The sequence below is a fragment of the Serratia sp. (in: enterobacteria) genome (genome assembly GCF_046715635.1).
Classification (GTDB): domain Bacteria; phylum Pseudomonadota; class Gammaproteobacteria; order Enterobacterales; family Enterobacteriaceae; genus Chania.
Map to the genome: position 1 here is coordinate 21,216 of NZ_JBKJYW010000538.1, position 22,941 is coordinate 44,156.

The following is a 22,941-nucleotide window of genomic DNA, read 5'->3' on the forward strand; positions in this document are numbered from 1 at the left end:
TTAAGTGCCGCTCAGGCGACACCGTGAAAAGAGAGAAGTCTTGATGAGTATGGTTGACTCTACTTCCAGCAGCAAAATTCAGGTACGCGATCTGAACTTTTACTACGGCAAATTCCATGCGCTGAAAAACATCACGCTGGATATCGCCAAGAACAAGGTGACCGCGTTTATCGGCCCGTCTGGCTGCGGCAAATCGACGCTGCTGCGGACCTTCAACAAGATGTACCAGCTCTACCCCGAGCAGCGTGCCGAAGGGGATATCCTGCTGGATGGGCAAAACATCCTGACGGATAACCAGGATATCGCGCTGCTGCGTGCCAAGGGGGGCATGGTGTTCCAAAAGCCAACGCCGTTCCCGATGTCGATTTATGACAACATCGCCTTTGGCGTGCGCCTGTTCGAGAAGTTGTCCCGTGCGGATATGGACGAGCGTGTCCAATGGGCGCTGACCAAGGCGGCACTGTGGAACGAGACCAAGGACAAACTGCACCAAAGCGGTTACAGCCTGTCCGGCGGCCAGCAGCAACGCCTGTGCATTGCGCGCGGCATTGCCATTCGCCCGGAAGTGCTGCTGCTGGATGAGCCTTGTTCGGCACTGGATCCGATTTCCACCGGCAAGATTGAAGAGCTGATCAGCGAGCTGAAGTCTGACTACACCGTGGTGATTGTGACCCACAATATGCAGCAGGCGGCGCGTTGTTCTGACTCCACCGCATTTATGTATCTGGGTGAGTTGATCGAGTTCAGCGATACTGACACTCTGTTTACCGCGCCACAGAAAAAGCAGACCGAAGACTACATTACTGGCCGCTATGGTTGATTAGGATGCATCATGGATAACCTGAATTTAAACAAACACATTTCCGGCCAGTTCAACGCTGAACTCGAGCACATCCGCACCCAGGTGCTGACCATGGGCGGGCTGGTGGAGCAACAGCTGACCGACGCCATTACCGCGATGCATAACCAGGACGGTGAACTGGCCAAGCAGGTGATCGAGGGCGATGCCAAGGTCAATATGATGGAAGTGGCGATCGATGAAGCCTGTGTGCGCATCATTGCCAAACGCCAACCGACCGCCAGCGATCTGCGTCTGGTGATGGCGATCATCAAGACCATTTCCGAGCTGGAACGCATCGGCGACGTGGCGGACAAGATCTGTCGTACCGCATTGGAGAAATTTTCGCACCAGCATCAGCCATTGCTGGTCAGCCTGGAGTCACTGGGCCGCCACACCGTGCAGATGCTGCACGACGTGCTGGATGCCTTTGCGCGGATGGATCTGGATGAAGCGATCCGGATTTACCGCGAAGACAAGAAGGTCGATCAGGAATATGAGGGCATCGTGCGCCAGTTGATGACCTACATGATGGAAGATACGCGCACCATTCCGAGCGTGCTGACGGCGCTGTTCTGTGCCCGCTCTATCGAGCGTATCGGTGACCGCTGCCAGAATATTTGCGAATTCATCTTCTACTTCGTCAAAGGCCAGGATTTCCGTCATATCGGTGGCGATGCGCTGGACAAGCTGTTATCAGACGGTAAAGACGAGAAAAAAGCGTAATTCAACCAGTGATTTATCCAAGAAGGCGCTGAAAACGGCGCCTTTATGCCATTTAAAAACCGCAAAGTTAAAAAGGTTATAACTATAGCGTTTAATATTATTTCCTGACCTAAGTGAGGCTTGCTAGCTTATCAGCCAGCGGGACATCAATCACTTGGGAGCTTTTCATGAAACAGCGCGTCTTAGCCTTATCTCTGTTAGCCAGCCTGACCAGCCTTGCCACTGGTGTGGCACATGCCGATAAACTCGATGATATTCAAAAAGCTGGCGTAGTGCGTATTGCGGTATTTGATAGCAACCCACCGTTTGGTTATGTCGATCCGCAAAGCAAAAAGCTGGTGGGTTATGACGTGGACGTGGCCGAAGCCATCGGTAAGGCGCTGGGCGTCAAGGTTGAACTGCGTGCTACCAACCCGGCTAACCGCATTCCTCTGCTGGTGTCCAAAAAGGTTGATCTGATCGCGGCTAACTTCACCATCACCGACGAGCGTGCCAAAGAGGTGAATTTCAGCGTGCCGTATTTTGCTACCGGCCAGAAATTCATTGCTCATAAGGGCGTGCTGAAAACCCCTGAAGACATCAAGAAGCTGCGCATCGGCGCAGATAAAGGCACCGTGCAGGAAATTACCCTGCGTGAGCATTATCCAACGGCCAAAGTCATCTCTTACGACGATACCCCGCTGGCGTTTGTCGCCCTGCGTAACGGCAACGTGCAGGCGATCACCCAGGACGATGCCAAGCTGGTTGGTCTGCTAGGCAACCTGCCCGCCGCGCAAAAAGCCGACTTTGAAATCTCTCCGTTCAGCATCACCAAAGAGTATCAGGGCGTTGGTATCCCGAAAGGCGAAGATCGCCTCACGGCTACCGTTAACGATACTTTGATCAAACTGGAAAAAGACGGTGAGGCGGTGAAGATTTACGATCGCTGGTTCGGCCCGGAAACCAAAACCGCCCAACCGCGTGGCGATTTCAAGATCGGCCCATTGGATCAGCAACCTAAAGCCTAATCTCCCTTTTCCCTCTCCCCCCGGTTTGGTACCGTGGTGGAGAGGGTTAGGGTGAGGGGAAGTACCTCACATGAATCTGCAACAACTCTCAGACTGGCTGTTGGCGCCGCAGTATCTGAGCTGGCTATGGAATGGCTTCTTGATGACCTTATGGCTGTCGGCCTGTGCCGGGCTGGCGGCAACGCTGCTGGGTTTTGGCCTGGCGGCAATGCGGGACAGCAGCCTGCGCCCGTTAAGCTGGCTGGCGGTGGCCTACAGCGCGCTATTTCGCAATACTCCTCTGCTGGTGCAACTGTTCTTCTGGTATTTCGCCGCCGGGCAGATCCTGCCTTCCTTCGCCATGCAATGGCTGAATACCCCCCATCAGTTAGGTTTGCTCGAGTGGCCCTCTTTTGAGTTTCTGGCAGGGTTCTTCGGCCTGACGCTCTATTCCACCGCGTTTATTGCCGAAGAGATCCGTTCCGGCATCCGTGGCGTCGCCAGCGGGCAAAAGCATGCAGCTTATGCGCTTGGGCTGACTGGCTGGCAATCGATGCGTTATGTGGTGTTGCCGCAGGCGCTGAAAATCGCTTTCCCGCCGCTGCTGGGGCAGTACATGAACGTGATTAAAAACTCATCGCTGACCATGGCGATCGGCCTGGCTGAGCTGTCTTACGCTTCGCGCCAGGTGGAAACCGAAACCCTGCGAACCTTCCAGGCGTTTGGCGTGGCGACGGTGTTGTATATCGCCATTATTGCCCTGCTGGAAGGCTGGGGCATGTGGCGTCAACAGCGTAAGCCGCTGGGGGGACACTAAGATGGACTTTACCGTGATCCAGGAAAACCTGGGCTACCTGCTGTGGGGCACCTTCCCGGATGGGCCTTTAGGCGGCGCTGCGCTGACGTTGGCAATCAGCCTGATGGCCGGACTGGCTTCGGCAATGCTGGGCACGTTGCTGGGCGTCGCATTGGCGATATCACGTGGGGTACTGGCTGGGTTACTGGCGATGGTGCTCGGTTTTTTCCGCGCCATCCCGGTGATCATGCTGATTTTCTGGACTTACTTCCTGCTGCCCATCGTGTTTGGCGTCGATATCCCGGAAATTACCACCGTGGTGTGCGCACTGGCGCTAATCGCCTCGGCTTATCTGGCCCATGCGGTGAAAGCGGGGATCGTGGCTATCGGTGCCGGGCAGTGGCAGGCGGGGTTATCGCTGGGTTTAAATCGCTGGCAGGTGCTGCGGATGATTGTCTTGCCGCAGGCGCTGCGTATGATGGTGCCTTCGTTTATCAATCAGTGGATCTCGCTGATTAAAGACACTTCGCTGGCGTACATCGTCGGTGTGGGTGAGTTGACCTTCCTGGCCACGCAGGTCAATAACCGCAGCATGGTTTACCCGATGGAGGTGTTCCTGTTTGTGGCGTTGGTCTACTTTATTTTCTGCCTGACGCTGGATGTGTTGGCGAACGGGCTGAACAAACGCTTTAGCCCGCAGACCAAAGCGCTAAAACGCAGCTGGCGCTGGTGGCGTAATCGCCCGCCGTTACCGGCTAGTTAAGCGGACCGCTAGGGCTGGTAATGCCCTAATGATTTGATGTATATGGCAGTTTTAAAGTCACGACCATTCAAGTTTCTTAAATTGTTTCCCGAGTACGTAGATCATCACTACGCTAAAAATAAGGAATATTACCTGCCCGGTAAGATAGCTCAGGCTGTATTTATCTGCACCTATTTCATATATTGCCATTATTGTCGCTGCGATCTGGAAAAGGACCAAAAAGGCTGAAATGCAGAAAAAGGCAACCACGATGGCTAAAAGTACGGTAATTATTCTTGAGAGTATGGTTTTCATTTTCAATTCCCTTTGATTACGCGGCAGGATCTCAACCGTCTATGCGTGGAGAGCCCGCCATCTAAGCGGGATCTTTCCAGTTAACGGGTCAACTGCCAGCCGCGTTGCTGCCATAGCGCAGGCAGCTGCGCCAGATCGTCAAACGTCGTCACCAGCGGGTGATCGATCGGTTGATTATGAGGATCGGCGCAGAAGTAGAACACCGGGATGCCAGCCGCGATCCCCGCCTGGGCACCGGCAACAGAATCATCCACCAAAATACAGCGCTCTACCGGTACCTGCATCTGTTGGGCTGCATGGAAGACGATGGCCGGATCGGGTTTCCAGCGTTGAATATCGTAGCCGCTGAACAACCGGTCATCAAAATAGGACAGCATGTCGGTTAACCCCAGCGAATGCTGCATTTTGCTCACCGGGCCGTTAGAAACGGTGCACAGCGGGGCATTCATCTGTGCCAGCAGCTCGCGCGCACCGGCAATCGGCTGGAGCTCGGCATCAAACAGACGGGCCACTTCCTGGCGGAAAATCGGCTCCAGATCGCTGGCGGGTAAATTGACCCCGTGCTCGGCGTTAACCCGCTCAATGATCTCGTAGAGCTTGATCCCTTTGTACTTTTTAAATACCTCTTCCAGCGCCAGCTCGATGCCGTAGTGGGCAAACATATGCACATAGGCCTTGCTACACAGCACTTCACTGTCTACCAGCGTGCCATCGCAATCAAATAAAACACATTCAACCTGATTCATTGGGGTAAGCGCCCTCGGTTAAGTCATGACTGCTGTTACTTTAACCGCATCGCCGTAGATTGTCCCTCTTTGGCTAGCAATCTTAATAAATACAAGTTGTTGGCCATTTTAGCCGTAAAGATGGCGAAAAAAACCTGTGAGCGAGGTCAAAACCCGGACTTTTTGTTATAGGATAGCCAGCGACAGTCCTAATCCCTCTTCGGAATTCTATAATGAGCAAACAAGACCTCAGCCTTGATGCCAATCAGGGCTTGCTTGAGCGTGTGTTTAAACTCAAGCAGCATGGCACCACGGTACGTACGGAAACGATTGCCGGCATCACCACCTTTTTAACCATGGTGTATATCGTGTTTGTGAACCCGCAGATCCTGGGCGCGGCGGGCATGGACACTCAGGCGGTGTTCGTCACCACCTGCCTGGTTGCCGCTTTGGGCAGTATCCTGATGGGCCTGCTGGCTAACCTACCGGTGGCGTTGGCTCCGGCGATGGGCCTCAACGCGTTCTTCGCGTTTGTGGTGGTGGGCGCGATGGGTATTTCATGGCAGGTCGGCATGGGTGCTATTTTCTGGGGCGCAATCGGTTTCCTGTTGCTGACTATCTTCCGTATCCGCTATTGGATGATTGCCAATATTCCGCTGAGCCTGCGCGTGGGCATCACCAGCGGTATCGGCCTGTTTATTGCCATGATGGGGCTGAAAAATGCCGGTATCGTGGTCGCCAACCCCGATACGCTGGTGGCAGTAGGCAATCTGACTTCTCACAGCGTGCTGCTGGGAGCCTTGGGCTTCTTTATTATCGCGGTGCTGGCTTCGCGTAATATCCATGCTGCGGTACTGGTTTCCATCGTCGTGACCACGCTGATCGGCTGGGCGTTGGGCGACGTGAAGTATGGCGGAGTATTCTCCCTACCGCCGGACGTTACCTCCGTGGTCGGCCAGGTGGATATTGCCGGGGCGTTAAATATCGGCCTAGCAGGGGTGATCTTCTCCTTTATGCTGGTCAACCTGTTTGACTCCTCGGGGACGCTGATCGGCGTGACCGATAAGGCGGGTCTGACCGATGAAAGCGGTAAGTTCCCGCGTATGAAGCAGGCACTGTATGTGGATAGTATCACCTCGGTCGCTGGTGCTTTTGCGGGTACCTCTTCGGTTACCGCCTATATTGAAAGCTCCTCTGGGGTGGCCGTCGGTGGGCGTACTGGCCTGACCGCCGTGGTGGTGGGCATTCTCTTCCTGCTGGTGATTTTCCTGTCACCGCTGGCGGGAATGGTGCCAACTTATGCTGCTGCGGGCGCGCTGATTTATGTGGGGGTACTGATGACTTCCAGCCTGGCGCGGGTGAAGTGGGAAGACATGACCGAAGCGGTTCCGGCCTTTGTAACCGCCGCCATGATGCCTTTCAGCTTCTCGATCACCGAAGGGATTGCCCTGGGCTTTATCTCTTACTGCATCATGAAGCTGGGCACCGGCCGCTGGCGTGAAATCAGCCCCTGCGTGATCGTGGTGGCGCTGCTGTTCGTGCTGAAAATTGCGTTCGTTGACGGGCATTAATCATCTTCGGTAATCAAAAGGGGCGTTCAGCCCCTTTCAGATCGATGACAAAGGTTAAACGGGCGCAGCATGCAGCGCCCCCCTACGTTATGCACCCGGTGACGCATCCTGTTCTCTACCCATTACCCAGCGTAAAGGCCGGTTATACCGCGTCTGCCAGCCACCGATATTATCTTCCCCCTCGGCAAAGTTAGCGATCTCGACCTGATTTTTGCCTCTGAACAAGTCGGCAAAATTAAGAGCCAGCGCTCGATCGTTGAAATTCTGCCGATCGTAATAGGCGATCATGATGCGTTTGTTTTCTGCCAGTGAATGCTTCGCCGGGGGAAGGCGGCCCTTCGGGGCAATCAACATCGCTCCGGAATAAAACTGCGGGTAATTGGCCATCAGGTTAGCCGCGTGTAGCGCCCCCTGACCGCGAGCGGTCAGGTAAACCTGTTCGAGATTAAGCTTCAGCTTAGGGCCAAGGCTTTGTAGGGTGCGTTGAATGGCGTTCTGGGTGCTGGTAGAGCTATAGTTAGACCAGCGAAAGCTCCCTTCCGCCAGCATCTGCGTGCCGTTTATTTCAATATAGGCTACCCCGGCCTCGGTAAACAGCAACCGATCTTCTGGGATGATAGCGGCGGCTTTTCCGTAGGGATGGAGGTAGACGATGGTTGGCCAACCTCCGGCCGGGGGCTCGCCACTCGGCACGGCATAGTGAGGTTTCCCTTCAAACTTTGCGGCGTGTTGTTGATAGCGTGCTTTGGTGGTTGCCAGAATGGAACGATAGGTGTCACTTTGCTGAATGCTGCTGAACGCGTTGTCTTCCAGCAGGTTGTAGTAATACCACAATCCTCGTTTGGCGCTAAGTTGCAGATAACGTTCGGCTAGTTCGGTCTGGCCCTGTTCGGCCGAGGAGGCAGCCAGTTGAAAGGGGGCCCAGATATTACGGCCATCTTCACGCATCAGCGTCAGATATAACGATGTGGCGCCGGCTTTTTTATCCTCCTGATTGTAGGCTGAGCGGGGCAATGGTTTACTCAGCGGGCTATGGATAGGCAGTTCTAGCGGCTCTTCTCCCTCAGGATAAAGCATGGGTGCAGCAAACAATGGACTGGTGGCAAAAGCCAAGAATACGGCTAAAATAAAAAAAGGCATGATTTTATGACTTTGTTTTTAAATAATATTAATGAGAAAACGAGTGAAAACGGCGCCTTCGATAGTGTTATCTTTGGGCGCCGCCTGGCCGCTTATTTTACACGGCGGATATAGTCGCTGAATGCGGACAACTGGCCGGTCAGGAAATCCCGCGTGCCTTGGTCCACCAGTTCACCCGCTTGCTCATCAACCTTGTTCTGTATCACTCCCCCCATAAACTCAGGTTTGTTGAGCACCATGGCATCCAGGAACACCAGGATCTGCCGCAGGTGATATTGGCAACGAGCGCCGCCAATCGGCCCCATTGAGCTGGTCTGGATCGCCACCGGCTTGCCGGCCAGCGGTTGGTTAGGCAAACGTGACAGCCAGTCGATGGCATTTTTCAAGCCGCCTGGTACAGAGTAGTTATATTCTGGCGTTACGATGATCACGCCATCAGCCTGGCGAATTTGTTCGGCAATGGCTTCTACCGTGGCTGGGAAACCTTCTTCTTGCTGGAGGTCCGCGTCGTAGAGTGGGATATCGCGGATGGAGGGAAGGGCTTCGATACTGAGACCCTGAGGAGCTAACTGAGGTAAAGCGCGTGCGACTATAGCGTTATAAGAGCCTTTACGTAGGCTCCCTAGTAGCGTGACGATCTTTAGTGCTTGCTCTGACATTTTGATTCTCCCTTTTCTGATGAACAGACTCAGCTTAGAACAACCAGCAGATAATAGGGGAAATGGGGGACGTATCCTAGGTAGAGACTGAATCTTTATCTGTTTTTACAATTCAAAGTAGTAAATCATGCGTTAAGAAAAGTTTTGTTTTGTAGATTCCCTCGAAGACAGACGTTAAATCGGTGCTTTCAACGTGTAACAGAGGCAAGGCTGGTCAGCTTCAAAAAGTGTGTGGAGAGGGGCGGGTTGCGTGGTGAAATTTCGTCGCATTTCTGTAAGCCCTGGTTATCGTCATATTGCCAGCAAATCAGCCGATCCAAGCCAGGTTGATGGGCGCAGGCCCAACTGAGATACTCACCGGCATCACTCATGACGTGCACGTTGGGCAGGGTGTTGCAGCGTAATTGGCCGGAAAAAGGGTGCAAATTCAACAACCCCTGGCCGCTGTTACCCAAGCCGGCCAGTTTCAGCACGCATTGGCGGATGCTCCACAGCTGGGTTTCGGCTTCCAGACGGTCGTGTTGCGCCGCAATCCACGCGTTCTCCGTGGTGCTGGAGTATTGATGCAGCAGGTTGTGGCTCCGTGCGCGCATCACCTCAATATCCAACCCTACCTTGCCTTCCAGGCTCAGTAGCACGCCTATGGTATTGCCAGCATAGGCGAGGCTGAAGTCAGGTAGATGATGATCGGCAAAGCACGGGCGCCCGGTCGGTGCCGTAGCAATCGGGGGAAGTACCGGGATACCATACAAATAAAATATCATTTCGGCCAACAGGATGCGGCCTTGCAAAAAACGCCGACGGCGCTTAACCGAAAAGCTGGCAGTTCTTTCGATCAGGTCTTTAGGGAGCCGATGGGTCTCTAAACGCTCAGCAACCGTATCCCATCGGACAAAATGACAAGCCATTGTTCACTCCATGACCGAGGCTCATAAAAAAACTGGAGTGTTAGAGTAAGCATTACGTTAAGATTTTTCATTAAGAATTCGCATGATCTTTATCTTAATTATTCTTCCCTTGAATGAAAAAGCAGCGGCATGACGGGAGTGTTGTGTGGTGACTTGTGGGGTTTGTTTTGGCGTATGTAAAAATAAAGCCAAGCATTAACAGTGAGTTAATGCTTGGCTTTGGACGCTAAAGAGGCCGTGTATCTGGACGTTGGGTTACTTACCAATACAGAAACTGGAGAAGATACGCCCGAGTAGGTCATCGGAGGTAAACTCCCCGGTGATTTCGCTCAATGCTTGCTGTGCCAGCCGCAGTTCCTCGGCCAGCAGTTCCCCCGCGTAAGCGCTCACTAACTGTTCTTTGCCCTGCAACAGATGCTGTGCCGCCTGCTCCAGTGCCTGCAAGTGACGGCGGCGGGCCAGGAAACCGCCTTCCATATTGCTGGTGAAGCCCATACTCTGCTTCAGATGGTCGCGCAGCAGGTCGATCCCCTCACCGGTACGCGCCGACAGGCGAATAAGTGAGTGACCATTTACTTCGCTCAGGCCCAATGCCTCGCCGGTAATGTCGGCCTTGTTGCGCACGACGGTGATCGGCAGGGTGCTTGGCAGGCGTGCCATAAACTCTGGCCAGATCTCGGCGGGTTCGGTGGCGGCGGTGGTGGTACCATCCACCATAAACAGCACGCGATCCGCCTGTTCGATCTCGTTCCAGGCACGTTCGATACCGATACGCTCAACTTCGTCGCTGGCTTCCCGCAGCCCGGCGGTATCGATAATGTGCAGTGGCATGCCATCGATATGAATATGTTCACGCAGCACATCGCGCGTGGTGCCAGCAATGTCGGTAACGATCGCCGCTTCGCGCCCTGCCAACTCATTAAGCAGGCTGGATTTCCCAGCGTTTGGCCGCCCAGCGATCACCACCTTCATCCCTTCACGCAGCAGGCTACCCTGACGCGCCTCGGCTCGAACGCCGTCCAGATCGGCCATCACACCGTTCAGCTGGGCTTCGATTTTGCCGTCTGAAAGGAAGTCGATCTCCTCATCCGGGAAGTCGATTGCCGCTTCTACATAGATGCGCAGGTGAGTGAGCGCTTCCACAAGCTGATGGATACGGACGGAAAAAGCGCCTTGCAGCGAGTTCATGGCTGAACGGGCAGCCTGTTCGGAACTGGCATCGATCAGATCGGCAATGGCTTCGGCCTGGGCCAGATCCAGCTTGTCATTGAGGAAAGCGCGCTCCGAGAACTCCCCTGGGCGGGCAATCCGCACATCTGGCAGCGCCAACACGCGTTTGAGCAGCAGATCGAGGATCACCGGTCCACCGTGGCCCTGCAGTTCCAGCACGTCCTCACCGGTAAAGGAATTGGGGCCGGGGAACCACAGTGCGATCCCTTGATCCAGCGTGCTGTCTTCGGCGTCACGAAACGGCAGATAATCGGCATAACGCGGCTTTGGTAGTTTACCAAGCACCGCCATGGCGACGTCTTTGGCTCCCCGGCCTGAAATGCGCACAATGCCGACACCGCCGCGTCCGGGCGGAGTAGCAAGAGCAGCGATGGTATCGGTGATGTTCATAGCGGCTATCTCTCTGACAATATGCAAAAAGGCGGTCTAATGACCGCCTCTACTGGCAACGTAACGGGTGTCGTAGGGGCAAGCCCCTACGGTTGTTGCCTGGTATTACGTTTTTTTCTTGTCGCGGCTGTGCAGACCACGTTTTTCCAGCCCGCGGTAAATCAGCTGCTGCTGGACGATGGTCACCAGGTTACTGACGATATAGTACAGCACCAGACCAGACGGGAACCACAGGAAGAACACTGTGAAGATCACCGGCATAAAGGTCATGATTTTCTGCTGCATCGGGTCAGTCACGGTGGTGGGTGACATCTTCTGGATGAAGTACATGGTCACGCCCATCAGCACTGGCAGGATGTAGTACGGGTCTTGCGCCGACAGGTCATGGATCCACCAGATGAACGGCGCATGACGCAGCTCAACCGAGCCCATCAGCATGTAGTACAAGGCCAGGAAGATTGGCATCTGGATAACCAGCGGCAAGCAACCCCCTAACGGGTTCACCTTCTCAGCTTTGTACAGCGCCATCATTTCCTGGCTCATACGCTGCTTGTCATCACCGATACGTTCGCGCATCGCCTGCAGTTTTGGCTGCAGCATACGCATTTTGGCCATCGAGGTGTACTGCGCTTTGGTCAGCGGGTACATGATGCCGCGCACGATGAAGGTGATGATGATGATCGAGAAGCCCCAGTTGCCGATGAAGCTGTGAATGAACTTCAGCAGTTTGAACAGCGGTTGGGAGATGAACCACAGCCAGCCGTAATCAACGGTCAGATCCAGATGCGGTGCCAGTTGGGCCATCTGATCTTGCAGCTCCGGGCCAACCCACAGGGTAGCATTCAGCTGCTTCTCAGCGCCTGGCTGTACAATCACTGGCTCAGCTTTAAAGCCGATGGCAGACAGGTTGGTACCTGGCTTGGCGGTATAGAAAGTGTTGACGCCCTGAGTCTGCGGCACCCATGCGGTGGCGAAGTACTGTTGCAACATGGCAACCCAGCCGCCTTGGGTGGTGACGCTCAGATTCTCATCCTTGTCGAACGCATACTTTTGGTATTTGTCTTCGCTGGATGAGTAAGCCGCACCACGGAAGGTGTGCAGCGCAAAGTTGTTGCTGCCGGTATCACGATGCTTAGGCAATTCGGTGGTCTGCTTCAACTGGCCAAACAGGGTCAGTTCCAGCGGAGTCGCGCTTTTGTTGACGATGGAGTAGTCCACGCCAACGGCATAATGGTTACGCTTGAGCACAAAGGTCTTGGTGAAGACCGAACCGTCTTTACCGGTAAAGGTCAGCGGAATACGCAGTTCATCCTGGCCATCAGCCAGCGTGAAGGTATCTTGCGCTGCCTCAAACAGAGGACGCTCGCCGTTGGCCGGGTTATCCGGGCCGTCTCTGCCAGTCAGGCCGCTTTGTGCCTGATAGACGAATGACGGAGTAGATTCCAGCAGCGTAAATGGAGTCGATGAACCCAGGGTATCCGGGTAGGCCAACAGTTTAGCCTGCTCGATATCGCCACCACGGGTATTGATGGTCAGCGACAGCACGTCAGTGTTAACGGTGATCAGTTTACCCTGGCCACTGCCTGGTACAGCTGAGCTTGCGGCATCACCGGTTGCTGGGTTCGCAGTCTGTTGCGTGGTCTGGGTGGCTGCTGGTTGCGGAGCGTTGTCCACTTGCCAGGCCTGCCAGATCATGAAAGACACGAACAGCAGAGCGATGAGGAGAAGATTGCGTTGCGAATCCATCGTTAGTGTTCTCTGTTATCGTCGATTTTCGGCGGCACGGGATCATCGCCACCTGGGTTCAAAGGATGGCATTTTAATACGCGTTTCAATGTCAACCAACTGCCTTTTACCATGCCAAACCTGCGTAATGCCTCAATTGCGTAATGAGAACATGTCGGCTGGAAGCGACAACGTGGCCCAAGCAGCGGGCTGAGCACGAGCTGATACGCCCGAACCAGCCCGATCAGGATGCGGGAGCCTGGCGACAGTGGCGACGCCATAATTTTTCCAAAGCTTCCGTCAGTGCATGATTATCCAAATCCGCTATCCCTTTTTTGGCCACCACCACAAAATCCATCGCCGGTAGCTCGTGCTGACGTAAACGGAAGCTTTCGCGGGTTAGGCGTTTGATCCGGTTGCGTTCATGCGCGCGTTTGACGTGTTTTTTGGCGACGGTAAGACCGATGCGGGGATGCCCCAGCTGGTTCAGGCGGCCGAGGATGGTGATTTGCGGCGTGCCAGCCCGTTGTGGCTGCTGGAAGACGAAAGTGAAATGAGTGGGAGTTAACAAACGTAACTCCCTAGGAAAAGCGAGCTTAACCACTCAGCAGATTAGCTTTTATTACTTAGAAGCAGTCAGACGAGTACGGCCTTTCGCACGACGGCGGGCCAGAACTTGACGACCATTCTTGGTGGCCATACGAGCACGGAAACCGTGGCTACGGTTACGCTTCAGTACGGACGGTTGGAAAGTGCGTTTCATAGCGATTTCTACCTAAACTTAAATGAAATACTGATAAGTCAAATGCGTTTGGCTACTCGGCGTGAAGATGACCGACGCCTCAATCGCAATACATAAAGAGGCGGGATTGTAATAATTGTACAGTCCTGAGTCAATTCACATCGCGCTAGCCTACCTGGTTGTCTGCCAATTCGGAGTAAAATCCGGTGTTGGCCCGTGGTCACCGCAGAATCCTGTCTTGGCTAATGACTCACCATTAAGGAACCAGGTATCACACGTGGGCGAAGATTATACGGACTCGGGGCTAAATCACAAGGATCTCCGTACGATCCTGCGCGTTTTCTGCAAGGATCCGCGTGGATAACCAGGTATAACCTGTGAAAGGCGCTAAAACCTGGCCCTACAGGCTCAGATCTCATCGGTGTCGATCCTGGGTTGATTAAAAACTAGCCACTCTTCACGGGCTGTGGATAAAATGGATCTAATCTGTGATGAAGGGGAGGATCTCTTGCGCGGATTGCGCTATGATCCGTCATTCCGATCGCGATCCCAAAATCAGGATCGTTAAGGGCATAAACCGTGAAAGGCGGTTCGCATACCCTACAGGTTTTTCAGCCGATACCGGGCGTGTGTCAAAAATCATGAGTTATAAAAAAGTAGCCTGATTCTTTTCTTTTTATTGATCTTGTTCGAGTGGAGTCCGCCGTGTCACTTTCGCTTTGGCAGCAGTGTCTTGCCCGATTGCAGGATGAGTTACCTGCCACAGAATTTAGTATGTGGATACGCCCATTGCAGGCGGAACTGAGTGACAATACCCTGGCGCTGTATGCGCCCAATCGCTTTGTGCTGGATTGGGTTCGCGATAAGTACTTAAACAATATCAATGGCCTGTTGAATGATTTCTGCGGTACGGATGCTCCGCTGTTGCGTTTTGAGGTGGGTAGCAAACCACTGACACCAACCCTCAGCCAGCCCGTGATGGCCAGCGTCAACAGCGCTCCGGTAGCCCCGGTGGTGCGCACGGCGGCACCGTCCCGTCCAAGCTGGGACAACGCGGCACCGCCGCCTGAGCTGTCCTATCGTTCCAACGTCAACCCCAAGCACACCTTCGATAACTTCGTTGAGGGTAAGTCTAACCAGCTGGCTCGTGCTGCGGCGCGGCAGGTGGCAGACAATCCAGGGGGCGCTTATAACCCACTGTTCCTGTATGGCGGTACCGGCCTGGGTAAAACGCACCTGTTGCACGCGGTAGGCAACGGCATCATGGCGCGTAAGGCCAATGCCAAAGTGGTGTACATGCACTCGGAACGCTTTGTGCAGGACATGGTCAAGGCGCTGCAAAATAACGCCATTGAAGAATTCAAACGCTACTACCGCTCGGTGGATGCGTTGCTGATCGATGATATTCAATTCTTTGCCAACAAAGAGCGTTCACAGGAAGAGTTCTTCCACACCTTTAACGCTCTGTTGGAAGGTAATCAACAGATCATCCTGACCTCGGATCGCTATCCAAAAGAGATCAACGGGGTGGAGGATCGTTTGAAATCCCGCTTCGGCTGGGGCCTGACGGTGGCGATCGAGCCGCCGGAGCTGGAAACCCGCGTGGCGATCCTGATGAAAAAGGCCGACGAGAACGATATCCGTCTGCCGGGCGAAGTGGCGTTCTTCATAGCCAAACGCCTGCGTTCTAACGTGCGTGAGCTCGAAGGGGCGCTGAACCGGGTGATCGCCAACGCCAACTTTACTGGCCGCGCCATCACCATCGATTTCGTGCGCGAAGCGCTGCGGGATCTGCTGGCGTTGCAGGAAAAGCTGGTCACCATCGACAATATCCAGAAGACGGTGGCCGAGTACTACAAAATCAAAATCGCGGACCTGCTGTCTAAACGGCGTTCGCGCTCGGTTGCCCGCCCACGCCAGATGGCGATGGCATTGGCAAAAGAGCTCACCAACCACAGCCTGCCAGAAATCGGCGATGCGTTTGGTGGCCGCGACCATACTACGGTGTTGCACGCCTGCCGGAAGATCGAGCAGCTGCGTGAGGAAAGTCACGACATCAAAGAAGATTTCTCCAATTTAATCAGAACATTGTCGTCATAGCCCATATGAAATTTATCGTTGAACGTGAGCATCTGCTAAAACCGCTGCAACAGGTGAGCAGCCCATTGGGTGGCCGCCCGACGCTGCCAATTCTGGGTAATCTGCTGCTGCAGGTGACGGAAGGTTCCCTGTTGTTGACAGGGACCGATCTGGAGATGGAGATGGTGGCCCGCGTTGCCCTGTCTCAGCCCCATGAAGCGGGCGCGACGACCGTCCCCGCGCGTAAATTCTTTGATATTTGCCGTGGCCTGCCGGAAGGTGCGGAGATTACGGTGATCCTCGAAGGCGAGCGTATGCTGGTGCGTTCTGGCCGTAGCCGCTTCTCGCTATCCACGCTGCCGGCGATAGACTTCCCGAATCTGGATGATTGGCAGAGTGAGGTGGAGTTCACCTTGCCGCAGGCGACGTTAAAGCGCCTGATAGAAGCCACCCAGTTTTCGATGGCTCATCAGGATGTACGCTATTACCTGAACGGTATGCTGTTTGAAACCGAAGGGGAAGACCTGCGCACCGTGGCCACCGACGGCCACCGCCTGGCGGTATGTTCGATGCCGATTGGCCAGCAATTGCCTACTCATTCGGTGATCGTCCCGCGTAAAGGGGTGATGGAACTGGTTCGCTTGCTGGACGGTGGTGATACGCCGCTACGGGTGCAGATTGGCAGTAACAACATCCGTGCTCACGTCGGTGACTTTATCTTCACCTCCAAGCTGGTTGACGGCCGTTTCCCTGATTATCGCCGCGTATTGCCGAAGAACCCGGACAAAACGCTGGAAGCGGGCTGCGACTTGCTCAAGCAGGCGTTTGCCCGAGCGGCCATTCTGTCGAACGAAAAGTTCCGCGGCGTGCGCCTGTACGTCAGCCAGAACCAGCTCAAGATCACCGCCAACAACCCGGAACAGGAAGAGGCGGAAGAGATCCTTGATGTCAGCTATGATGGCACCGAGATGGAAATTGGTTTCAACGTCAGCTATGTGCTGGACGTGCTGAACGCGCTCAAGTGTGAAGATGTGCGCCTGCTGCTGACCGATTCCGTCTCCAGCGTGCAGATCGAGGACGGTGCCAGCAAGTCTGCCGCCTACGTCGTCATGCCAATGCGACTGTAGAAATTATCGGGCTATCTTACTTGTCCCTTTGCGATTGGGCAGTGCTCGCAATCCTCACGTACTTTAAGTACGCTGCGGTTGCTGTGCGCTGGCCGCACGCAAATGACCTGCGACGATAACGCCCTGGATTGTTAGATGATTAAGACAACTACAGTATGGCTCTGACGCGCTTACTGATTAAAGATTTCCGCAATATCGAAGCTGCCGATCTGGCGCCTGCACCGGGGTTTAACTTTCTGGTGGGAGCTAACGGCAGCGGCAAGACCAGCGTGCTGGAGGCGGTTTATACCCTTGGTCATGGGCGCGCGTTTCGCAGCCTGCAGGCCGGGCGAGTTATCCGCCACGATCGGCCGGAGTTTGTGTTGCATGGCCGGATCGAAGGCAGCGGGCGCGAATTATCGGTAGGACTGAGTAAAAGCCGTCAGGGTGACAGCAAAGTGCGCATCGATGGCAGCGATGGCCATAAGGTGGCAGAGCTGGCACAGCTACTGCCCATGCAGTTGATCACCCCCGAAGGTTTTACCCTGCTTAATGGCGGGCCGAAGTATCGGCGTGCCTTCCTGGACTGGGGTTGTTTTCATAACGAACCCGGCTTTTTCACCGCCTGGAGCAACCTGAAAAGGTTACTGAAGCAGCGCAATGCCGCGCTGCGCCAGGTCAATCGCTATGCGCAGATCCGCGCCTGGGATCAGGAACTGATCCCGTTGGCCGAGCGTATCAGCGAGTGGCGGGCAGCTTACAGCGACGCAATTGCCGCGGATATCACCGCGACCTGCGCGCAGTTTTTGCCCGAATTTGCCCTGAGTTTCTCTTTCCAGCGCGGCTGGGACAAAGAGAGCGACTACGGAGAGCTGCTGGAGCGCCAGTTTGAGCGCGACAGGGCGTTAACCTATACCGCGGTGGGGCCGCATAAAGCGGACTTCCGCATTCGTGCCGAAGGCACGCCGGTAGAGGATTTGTTATCGCGCGGTCAGCTTAAACTGCTGATGTGCGCATTGCGCTTGGCGCAGGGTGAGTTTCTCACCCGCCAGAGCGGGCGGCGTTGCCTGTATCTGATTGATGATTTTGCCTCCGAGCTGGACACCGGCCGTCGCCGGTTGCTGGCCGATCGCCTGAAAGCCACCCAGGCTCAGGTTTTTGTCAGTGCGGTAAGCGCTGAACAAGTAACCGACATGATGGGTGAAAAGGGCAAGATGTTCCGCGTGGAACAAGGTAAAATAGAGGTTCAACCACAGGACTAAAATGAGCGAGAAACGTTGATGTCGAATTCTTATGACTCCTCAAGTATCAAGGTATTAAAAGGGCTGGATGCGGTACGTAAGCGTCCGGGCATGTATATCGGTGATACTGATGACGGCACCGGTCTGCACCACATGGTATTCGAGGTCGTGGACAACGCTATCGACGAAGCACTCGCTGGCCACTGTAGCGACATTCAGGTGACGATCCACGCCGACAACTCCGTCTCGGTGCAGGATGATGGCCGTGGTATCCCAACCGGTATCCACGAAGAGGAAGGGGTGTCTGCGGCGCAGGTCATCATGACCGTACTGCATGCCGGCGGTAAGTTTGACGACAACTCCTATAAGGTTTCCGGCGGTCTGCACGGCGTAGGCGTTTCGGTTGTTAACGCCCTGTCAGAAAAGCTGGAGCTGGTGATCCGCCGCGAAGGCAAGGTCCATGAGCAAACTTACAAGCATGGCGAACCGCAAGCTCCTCTGAAAGTCGTCGGTGAAACCGAGCAGACCGGTACCACCCTGCGCTTCTGGCCTAGCTACCAGACCTTTACCAATAACATCGAGTTTGAGTACGACATCCTGGCCAAGCGCCTGCGTGAGCTGTCGTTCCTCAACTCCGGCGTATCAATTCGCCTGAAAGACAAACGCAACGACAGAGAAGACCACTTCCATTACGAAGGCGGTATCCGGGCGTTTGTGGAATACCTGAACAAGAACAAGACTCCGATCCACCCAACGGTGTTCTACTTCTCAACCGTGAAAGACGATATCGGTGTGGAAGTGGCGCTGCAGTGGAACGATGGTTTCCAGGAAAACATCTACTGCTTCACCAACAATATCCCGCAGCGTGATGGGGGGACTCACCTGGCCGGCTTCCGTGCCGCGATGACCCGTACCCTGAATACCTACATGGATAAAGAAGGCTACAGCAAAAAGTCCAAGATCAGCGCCACCGGTGACGATGCGCGTGAAGGTCTGATTGCCGTGGTTTCGGTGAAAGTGCCCGATCCTAAATTCTCTTCACAGACCAAAGACAAGCTGGTGTCTTCGGAGGTGAAAACGGCGGTTGAATCGCTGATGAACGAGAAACTGGTGGATTATCTGATGGAAAACCCATCGGATGCCAAGATCGTGGTCGGTAAAATCATCGATGCGGCCCGTGCTCGTGAAGCAGCGCGTAAAGCGCGTGAAATGACCCGCCGTAAAGGCGCGCTGGATTTGGCTGGCTTGCCAGGCAAATTGGCGGACTGTCAGGAACGTGACCCGGCGTTGTCCGAACTCTACCTGGTGGAAGGGGACTCCGCGGGCGGCTCAGCTAAGCAGGGCCGTAACCGTAAGAACCAGGCGATCTTGCCGCTGAAAGGGAAAATCCTCAACGTTGAGAAAGCCCGCTTCGACAAGATGCTGTCCTCACAGGAAGTTGCCACGCTGATCACCGCGCTGGGCTGCGGCATTGGCCGTGACGAATACAACCCGGACAAACTGCGTTATCACAGCATCATTATCATGACCGATGCCGACGTCGACGGTTCGCACATCCGTACGCTGCTGTTGACCTTCTTCTATCGTCAGATGCCGGAAATCATCGAGCGTGGTCATGTGTATATTGCCCAACCGCCGTTGTACAAGGTGAAAAAAGGCAAGCAGGAACAGTACATCAAAGACGACGAAGCGATGGATCAGTATCAGATCTCCATCGCCCTCGACGGCGCTACCCTGCACACTAACGGTTCTGCACCCGCCTTGGCCGGAGAGCCATTAGAGAAGCTGGTGGCTGAACATTACGCCGTGCAAAAGCAGATTGGCCGGATGGAACGCCGCTACCCGCGTGCGTTGCTGAACAACCTGATCTACCAGCCAACCTTGAACGAAGACGATCTGGGCGACCGTGCCAAGGTAGAAAGCTGGATCGAATCGCTGGTGAAATTGCTCAACGATAACGAGCAGCACGGTAGCAGTTACAGCTCTGTGCTGGTTGAAAACCGTGAGCGCCAGATGTTCGAACCCGTGCTGCGTATTCGTACCCATGGTGTAGATACTGACTATCCGCTGGACTTTGAATTTATCCGCGGTGGTGAATACCGCAGGCTCTGTGCGCTGGGTGAAAAACTGCGCGGCCTGCTGGAAGAAGATGCCTATATCGAACGTGGCGAACGTCGCCAACCGGTAGACAGCTTCGAACAGGCGTTGGAGTGGCTGGTGAAAGAGTCGCGCCGTGGCCTATCGATCCAGCGCTATAAAGGGCTGGGCGAAATGAACCCGGACCAGCTGTGGGAAACCACCATGGATCCCGATCAGCGGCGTATGCTGCGCGTAGCGGTGAAAGACGCTATTGCGGCCGATCAGCTGTTCACCACCCTGATGGGCGATGCGGTTGAACCACGCCGTGCCTTTATCGAAGAAAACGCCCTGAAAGCGGCGAATATCGATATCTAACGCTTTTTTGGCGATTAAAAATCCGCGCCGGTTCGCCCGCGCGGATTTTTTTATGCCGTTTTTAGCACTAACATGGCAAGCTGAAACGCGTTAGCATGAGAAAAAACCACTGGGAGACGCTCGAATGGCTATTGAACTGATTGCAATTGATATGGACGGCACGCTGCTCAATCCGCAGCACCAGATCACGCCAGCGGTAAAGCTGGCGCTGACGGCGGCGCGCGCTAAAGGCGTGCATGTGGTGCTGGCTACCGGGCGGCCTTATGTCGGTGTGCAGGACTATCTACGTCAGTTGGATATTCAGGGTGAGGGCGATTTCTGCATCACCTATAACGGTGCCCTGGTGCTGAAAGCGACGGACGGGGCCTGCGTGCTGCAAGAAACGCTCGACTTTGACGATTACCTCTATTTTGAGCAGTTGGCACGGGAGCTTGGCGTTCATTATCAGGCGTTTGATTTTGACACCCTGTACACACCGAATAAAGACATTGGTAAATATACCGTCCATGAATCGCAAATGACCGGTATCCCACTGAAATACCGCAGCGTGGAAGAGATGGATCGCACCATGCGTTTTCCGAAGGTGATGATGATTGATGAGCCTGCCTTGCTGGACAGCGCGATAGCCCGCTTGCCCGCAGAGGCCTGGGATCGCTACACCATTATGAAAAGCGCCCCTTACTTCCTGGAGATCCTGCATAAGAATGTTGATAAGGGCGCGGGCGTCAGAATGCTGGCAGAACATTTGGGCATCAAGCAGGAAAACGTGATGGCGTTAGGCGATCAGGCTAATGATATTGCGATGATCGAGTATGCCGGGCTGGGCGTGGCGATGGGCAATGCTATTGCAGAATTAAAGGAAATTGCCCAGCACGTGACCGGCACCAATACCGAAGACGGTGTCGCACAGGCAATTGAGAAGTTTGTGCTGAACGTTTAGTTGTTGCCAGCCCCCTATTCTGGGGGCTAAGAAAATTATCGGCGTCAACCCGATTGCATTCACAAAATAGCGGCGTTTACTAACGCCCGTCATGGCTGACGTCCTGCAGGTTATTTTTCTTTACCGAAATAACTAAGGCTGCCTTAAAAGAATTTTTTATTGAAATTATATCTCCGTAAATATAAGTATTCCTGTTAATTAATTGCGTTAAGTTAAAAGGTATAAATAAAATTTATTTTTGCGTTCTGTATTTTTTGCTGTAATTTAAATGATGCTATGGTTATTTATCACCCCATATATCAATTGCGGTTATTCACGATGCTGTAAAACAACTAATAAGGATCGCTAGGAGATAACATGAAAAAAATTCTAATTTCATCATTGGCTTATATTGCATTAACGCAATTATCCTTTGCTGCCAGAGACGTGACGACGTTACCGGATTTCTACTTTCTTAAGGAGGATCAGTCTATTGATAGCCTCTCCTTATTACCCCCGCCACCGGCCGTTGACAGCATCGACTTTCTTAATGACAAGGCTCAGTATGACGTCGGTAAGTTGCTGAGGAGTACGCCAAGAGGCAAGCAAGCTTATAACGATGCGCAGATTAGAGGCGATGGCGTACCCATGGCATTTTTCAACGCCTTCGGTATGGAAATAACACGGCAGAAAACGCCAGAGTTATATCGCCTGATCACGAAAATGCTTGAGGATACCGGTGATTTAGCGACCCGTAGCGCCAAGCAGCATTATATGCGGACCCGGCCTTTTGCTTTTTATCATCAGGCGACCTGCCGCCCGGAGGAAGAAGGCGTGCTATCAACCAACGGCTCCTACCCTTCTGGCCATACGAGTATCGGTTGGGCGACCGCACTCGTGCTGGCGGAGATCAATCCTGTTCGCCAGGGGGAGATCCTCAAACGGGGTTATGAGATGGGGCAAAGCCGCGTGATCTGCGGTTATCATTGGCAGAGTGACGTTACCGCCGGGCGCCTGGTGGCTGCCGCCATCGTGGCACGTTTACACGCCGAGCCAGCGTTTGTTGACCAACTCCAAAAGGCCAAAGCCGAATACAAACTGTTGGCAAAAGCTGAGTGATAGGTAACCAGCCACGGTGGTGGAATTCTTCACCAGTCTTCAAAACGTAGGGGCGCAGCATGTTGCGCCTTTCTAGCCGCATACGACTCAGTTATCACCGATAGCCTGCAGGTATTTTTCCAGCACGATATTTTTCCCGCATAGCACTACCGCCACTTTTTTACCCTGAAATTCCGGGGCCAGTCTGCAAGCGGCGGCCAATTCGGCGTTCAGCGCCTCTCCAGGTACCCGTTCGACCTGGCCACCCAGCGCGCGGATGGTATCCAGCTTGATGGCAGCAGCGCTTTCTGGAGCATAGACTGAAACGTTAACTCACATCAGTTTGCCTGCTAGCGCAACGGCCTGACCGTGTTTTCCGTTTAGAAGGCTCTTCGCGATACCGCACCTGCTTGGCCTTGGCTCGTTACAGCACGGAAATTGTACTATTTACTTCAGTCTGTAAATCAAAGTCGATAAAAAGAGGTTGATTGTCTGTTTTGTGATCTTTATTGTAGTACAACAAATATTATTAGTACTACAATATTGAAAAT

22 protein-coding genes and 1 pseudogene are annotated in these 22,941 nt (G+C 54.0%); 12 read left to right on the plus strand and 11 right to left on the minus strand.

Going from position 1 to position 22,941, the window contains the following annotated elements:
• Window positions 1–49 precede the first annotated feature (49 nt).
• The 5 genes from pstB to ACLQ7H_RS27940 all read left to right on the plus strand — a co-directional run bounded on the left by pstB (window position 50) and on the right by ACLQ7H_RS27940 (window position 4,109).
• Window positions 50–820: a phosphate ABC transporter ATP-binding protein PstB gene (gene pstB / locus ACLQ7H_RS27920; protein WP_411755504.1), complete on the plus strand. Its 771-nt coding sequence runs from the start codon at window positions 50–52 to the stop codon at window positions 818–820.
• Window positions 821–832: 12 nt separating this feature from the next.
• Complete coding sequence (phoU, locus tag ACLQ7H_RS27925) at window positions 833–1,564, plus strand: phosphate signaling complex protein PhoU (RefSeq protein ID WP_411755480.1); 732 nt, start codon at window positions 833–835, stop codon at window positions 1,562–1,564.
• Between the two features lie 167 nt (window positions 1,565–1,731).
• Entirely contained in the window at window positions 1,732–2,571 is an 840-nt protein-coding gene (locus ACLQ7H_RS27930) for an ABC transporter substrate-binding protein (RefSeq protein ID WP_411755481.1), read from the plus strand.
• Between the two features lie 70 nt (window positions 2,572–2,641).
• A complete protein-coding gene (locus ACLQ7H_RS27935; protein WP_248945222.1) occupies window positions 2,642–3,367 on the plus strand; it encodes an amino acid ABC transporter permease in 726 nt (241 codons plus the stop codon).
• A 1-nt stretch (window position 3,368) separates the two neighbouring features.
• Window positions 3,369–4,109, plus strand: a complete 741-nt coding sequence (locus ACLQ7H_RS27940) for an amino acid ABC transporter permease (RefSeq protein WP_411755482.1) — start codon at window positions 3,369–3,371, stop codon at window positions 4,107–4,109.
• Window positions 4,110–4,166: 57 nt separating this feature from the next.
• Here ACLQ7H_RS27940 and ACLQ7H_RS27945 read toward each other — a convergent pair whose 3' ends face one another.
• Together ACLQ7H_RS27945 and yieH are read right to left on the minus strand one after the other, a co-directional pair.
• The gene (locus tag ACLQ7H_RS27945; RefSeq protein ID WP_411755483.1) at window positions 4,167–4,403 is read right to left on the minus strand and encodes a hypothetical protein; all 237 of its coding nucleotides are present in this window, start codon (window positions 4,401–4,403) and stop codon (window positions 4,167–4,169) included.
• 80 nt (window positions 4,404–4,483) lie between these two features.
• Window positions 4,484–5,149, minus strand: coding sequence for a 6-phosphogluconate phosphatase (gene yieH, locus ACLQ7H_RS27950; protein ID WP_411755484.1), 666 nt, complete (start codon window positions 5,147–5,149; stop codon window positions 4,484–4,486).
• 212 nt (window positions 5,150–5,361) lie between these two features.
• Between yieH and ACLQ7H_RS27955 the strand changes: the two genes are divergently transcribed.
• Window positions 5,362–6,699 (plus strand): NCS2 family permease, encoded by a 1,338-nt coding sequence (locus ACLQ7H_RS27955; RefSeq protein ID WP_024484702.1) that lies wholly within the window; start codon window positions 5,362–5,364, stop codon window positions 6,697–6,699.
• An 87-nt stretch (window positions 6,700–6,786) separates the two neighbouring features.
• Here the strand turns inward: ACLQ7H_RS27955 and ACLQ7H_RS27960 are convergent, their stop codons facing one another.
• The 8 genes from ACLQ7H_RS27960 to rpmH form a co-directional block, all read right to left on the minus strand.
• Window positions 6,787–7,839 (minus strand): hypothetical protein, encoded by a 1,053-nt coding sequence (locus ACLQ7H_RS27960; protein ID WP_411755485.1) that lies wholly within the window; start codon window positions 7,837–7,839, stop codon window positions 6,787–6,789.
• 92 nt (window positions 7,840–7,931) lie between these two features.
• On the minus strand, window positions 7,932–8,498 hold the full coding sequence (locus tag ACLQ7H_RS27965; RefSeq protein ID WP_411755486.1) for an NADPH-dependent FMN reductase: 567 nt from the start codon (window positions 8,496–8,498) through the stop codon (window positions 7,932–7,934).
• Window positions 8,499–8,686: 188 nt separating this feature from the next.
• A complete protein-coding gene (locus ACLQ7H_RS27970) occupies window positions 8,687–9,406 on the minus strand; it encodes a 4'-phosphopantetheinyl transferase family protein (protein WP_411755487.1) in 720 nt (239 codons plus the stop codon).
• A gap of 255 nt (window positions 9,407–9,661) precedes the next feature.
• Window positions 9,662–11,026 carry a tRNA uridine-5-carboxymethylaminomethyl(34) synthesis GTPase MnmE gene (gene mnmE, locus ACLQ7H_RS27975; RefSeq protein WP_411755488.1) on the minus strand — a complete coding sequence of 455 codons (1,365 nt, stop codon included), beginning with the start codon at window positions 11,024–11,026 and terminating at the stop codon, window positions 9,662–9,664.
• 105 nt (window positions 11,027–11,131) lie between these two features.
• A complete protein-coding gene (yidC, locus tag ACLQ7H_RS27980; protein WP_411755489.1) occupies window positions 11,132–12,772 on the minus strand; it encodes a membrane protein insertase YidC in 1,641 nt (546 codons plus the stop codon).
• A gap of 2 nt (window positions 12,773–12,774) precedes the next feature.
• Window positions 12,775–13,032: a membrane protein insertion efficiency factor YidD gene (gene yidD / locus ACLQ7H_RS27985; protein ID WP_411755490.1), complete on the minus strand. Its 258-nt coding sequence runs from the start codon at window positions 13,030–13,032 to the stop codon at window positions 12,775–12,777.
• Complete coding sequence (gene rnpA, locus ACLQ7H_RS27990; RefSeq protein WP_248945211.1) at window positions 12,996–13,355, minus strand: ribonuclease P protein component; 360 nt, start codon at window positions 13,353–13,355, stop codon at window positions 12,996–12,998. The genes yidD and rnpA overlap by 37 nt, the downstream gene beginning before the upstream one ends.
• An 18-nt stretch (window positions 13,356–13,373) precedes the next feature.
• Window positions 13,374–13,514, minus strand: coding sequence for a 50S ribosomal protein L34 (gene rpmH, locus ACLQ7H_RS27995; RefSeq protein ID WP_248945210.1), 141 nt, complete (start codon window positions 13,512–13,514; stop codon window positions 13,374–13,376).
• Window positions 13,515–14,198: 684 nt separating this feature from the next.
• On the opposite strand from rpmH, the gene dnaA reads away from it, so the two are divergent.
• From dnaA to ACLQ7H_RS28025, 6 genes are all read left to right on the plus strand, one after another.
• Window positions 14,199–15,593, plus strand: coding sequence for a chromosomal replication initiator protein DnaA (gene dnaA / locus ACLQ7H_RS28000; RefSeq protein WP_411755491.1), 1,395 nt, complete (start codon window positions 14,199–14,201; stop codon window positions 15,591–15,593).
• 5 nt (window positions 15,594–15,598) lie between these two features.
• The gene (dnaN, locus tag ACLQ7H_RS28005; protein ID WP_411755492.1) at window positions 15,599–16,699 is read left to right on the plus strand and encodes a DNA polymerase III subunit beta; all 1,101 of its coding nucleotides are present in this window, start codon (window positions 15,599–15,601) and stop codon (window positions 16,697–16,699) included.
• 155 nt (window positions 16,700–16,854) lie between these two features.
• Window positions 16,855–17,940: a DNA replication/repair protein RecF gene (gene recF / locus ACLQ7H_RS28010; RefSeq protein ID WP_411755493.1), complete on the plus strand. Its 1,086-nt coding sequence runs from the start codon at window positions 16,855–16,857 to the stop codon at window positions 17,938–17,940.
• A gap of 18 nt (window positions 17,941–17,958) precedes the next feature.
• Entirely contained in the window at window positions 17,959–20,373 is a 2,415-nt protein-coding gene (gene gyrB / locus ACLQ7H_RS28015) for a DNA topoisomerase (ATP-hydrolyzing) subunit B (protein WP_411755494.1), read from the plus strand.
• 124 nt (window positions 20,374–20,497) lie between these two features.
• Window positions 20,498–21,313: a sugar-phosphatase gene (gene yidA / locus ACLQ7H_RS28020; RefSeq protein ID WP_411755495.1), complete on the plus strand. Its 816-nt coding sequence runs from the start codon at window positions 20,498–20,500 to the stop codon at window positions 21,311–21,313.
• Window positions 21,314–21,670: 357 nt separating this feature from the next.
• On the plus strand, window positions 21,671–22,411 hold the full coding sequence (locus ACLQ7H_RS28025) for an acid phosphatase (protein WP_411755496.1): 741 nt from the start codon (window positions 21,671–21,673) through the stop codon (window positions 22,409–22,411).
• Between the two features lie 159 nt (window positions 22,412–22,570).
• Here ACLQ7H_RS28025 and ACLQ7H_RS28030 read toward each other — a convergent pair.
• Window positions 22,571–22,768, minus strand: a pseudogene (locus ACLQ7H_RS28030) (pyridoxal-phosphate dependent enzyme); the annotation flags it as partial.
• Between the last annotated feature and the right edge of the window lie 173 nt (window positions 22,769–22,941).

Coding starts and splice junctions, on each gene's coding strand:
- pstB (WP_411755504.1), top strand. CDS start 50: ATGGTTGACTCTACTTCCAGCAGCAAAATTCAGGTACGCGATCTGAAC.
- phoU (WP_411755480.1), top strand. CDS start 833: ATGGATAACCTGAATTTAAACAAACACATTTCCGGCCAGTTCAACGCT.
- ACLQ7H_RS27930 (WP_411755481.1), top strand. CDS start 1,732: ATGAAACAGCGCGTCTTAGCCTTATCTCTGTTAGCCAGCCTGACCAGC.
- ACLQ7H_RS27935 (WP_248945222.1), top strand. CDS start 2,642: ATGAATCTGCAACAACTCTCAGACTGGCTGTTGGCGCCGCAGTATCTG.
- ACLQ7H_RS27940 (WP_411755482.1), top strand. CDS start 3,369: ATGGACTTTACCGTGATCCAGGAAAACCTGGGCTACCTGCTGTGGGGC.
- ACLQ7H_RS27945 (WP_411755483.1), bottom strand. CDS start 4,403: ATGAAAACCATACTCTCAAGAATAATTACCGTACTTTTAGCCATCGTG.
- yieH (WP_411755484.1), bottom strand. CDS start 5,149: ATGAATCAGGTTGAATGTGTTTTATTTGATTGCGATGGCACGCTGGTA.
- ACLQ7H_RS27955 (WP_024484702.1), top strand. CDS start 5,362: ATGAGCAAACAAGACCTCAGCCTTGATGCCAATCAGGGCTTGCTTGAG.
- ACLQ7H_RS27960 (WP_411755485.1), bottom strand. CDS start 7,839: ATGCCTTTTTTTATTTTAGCCGTATTCTTGGCTTTTGCCACCAGTCCA.
- ACLQ7H_RS27965 (WP_411755486.1), bottom strand. CDS start 8,498: ATGTCAGAGCAAGCACTAAAGATCGTCACGCTACTAGGGAGCCTACGT.
- ACLQ7H_RS27970 (WP_411755487.1), bottom strand. CDS start 9,406: ATGGCTTGTCATTTTGTCCGATGGGATACGGTTGCTGAGCGTTTAGAG.
- mnmE (WP_411755488.1), bottom strand. CDS start 11,026: ATGAACATCACCGATACCATCGCTGCTCTTGCTACTCCGCCCGGACGC.
- yidC (WP_411755489.1), bottom strand. CDS start 12,772: ATGGATTCGCAACGCAATCTTCTCCTCATCGCTCTGCTGTTCGTGTCT.
- yidD (WP_411755490.1), bottom strand. CDS start 13,032: ATGGCGTCGCCACTGTCGCCAGGCTCCCGCATCCTGATCGGGCTGGTT.
- rpmH (WP_248945210.1), bottom strand. CDS start 13,514: ATGAAACGCACTTTCCAACCGTCCGTACTGAAGCGTAACCGTAGCCAC.
- dnaN (WP_411755492.1), top strand. CDS start 15,599: ATGAAATTTATCGTTGAACGTGAGCATCTGCTAAAACCGCTGCAACAG.
- recF (WP_411755493.1), top strand. CDS start 16,855: ATGGCTCTGACGCGCTTACTGATTAAAGATTTCCGCAATATCGAAGCT.
- gyrB (WP_411755494.1), top strand. CDS start 17,959: ATGTCGAATTCTTATGACTCCTCAAGTATCAAGGTATTAAAAGGGCTG.
- yidA (WP_411755495.1), top strand. CDS start 20,498: ATGGCTATTGAACTGATTGCAATTGATATGGACGGCACGCTGCTCAAT.
- ACLQ7H_RS28025 (WP_411755496.1), top strand. CDS start 21,671: ATGAAAAAAATTCTAATTTCATCATTGGCTTATATTGCATTAACGCAA.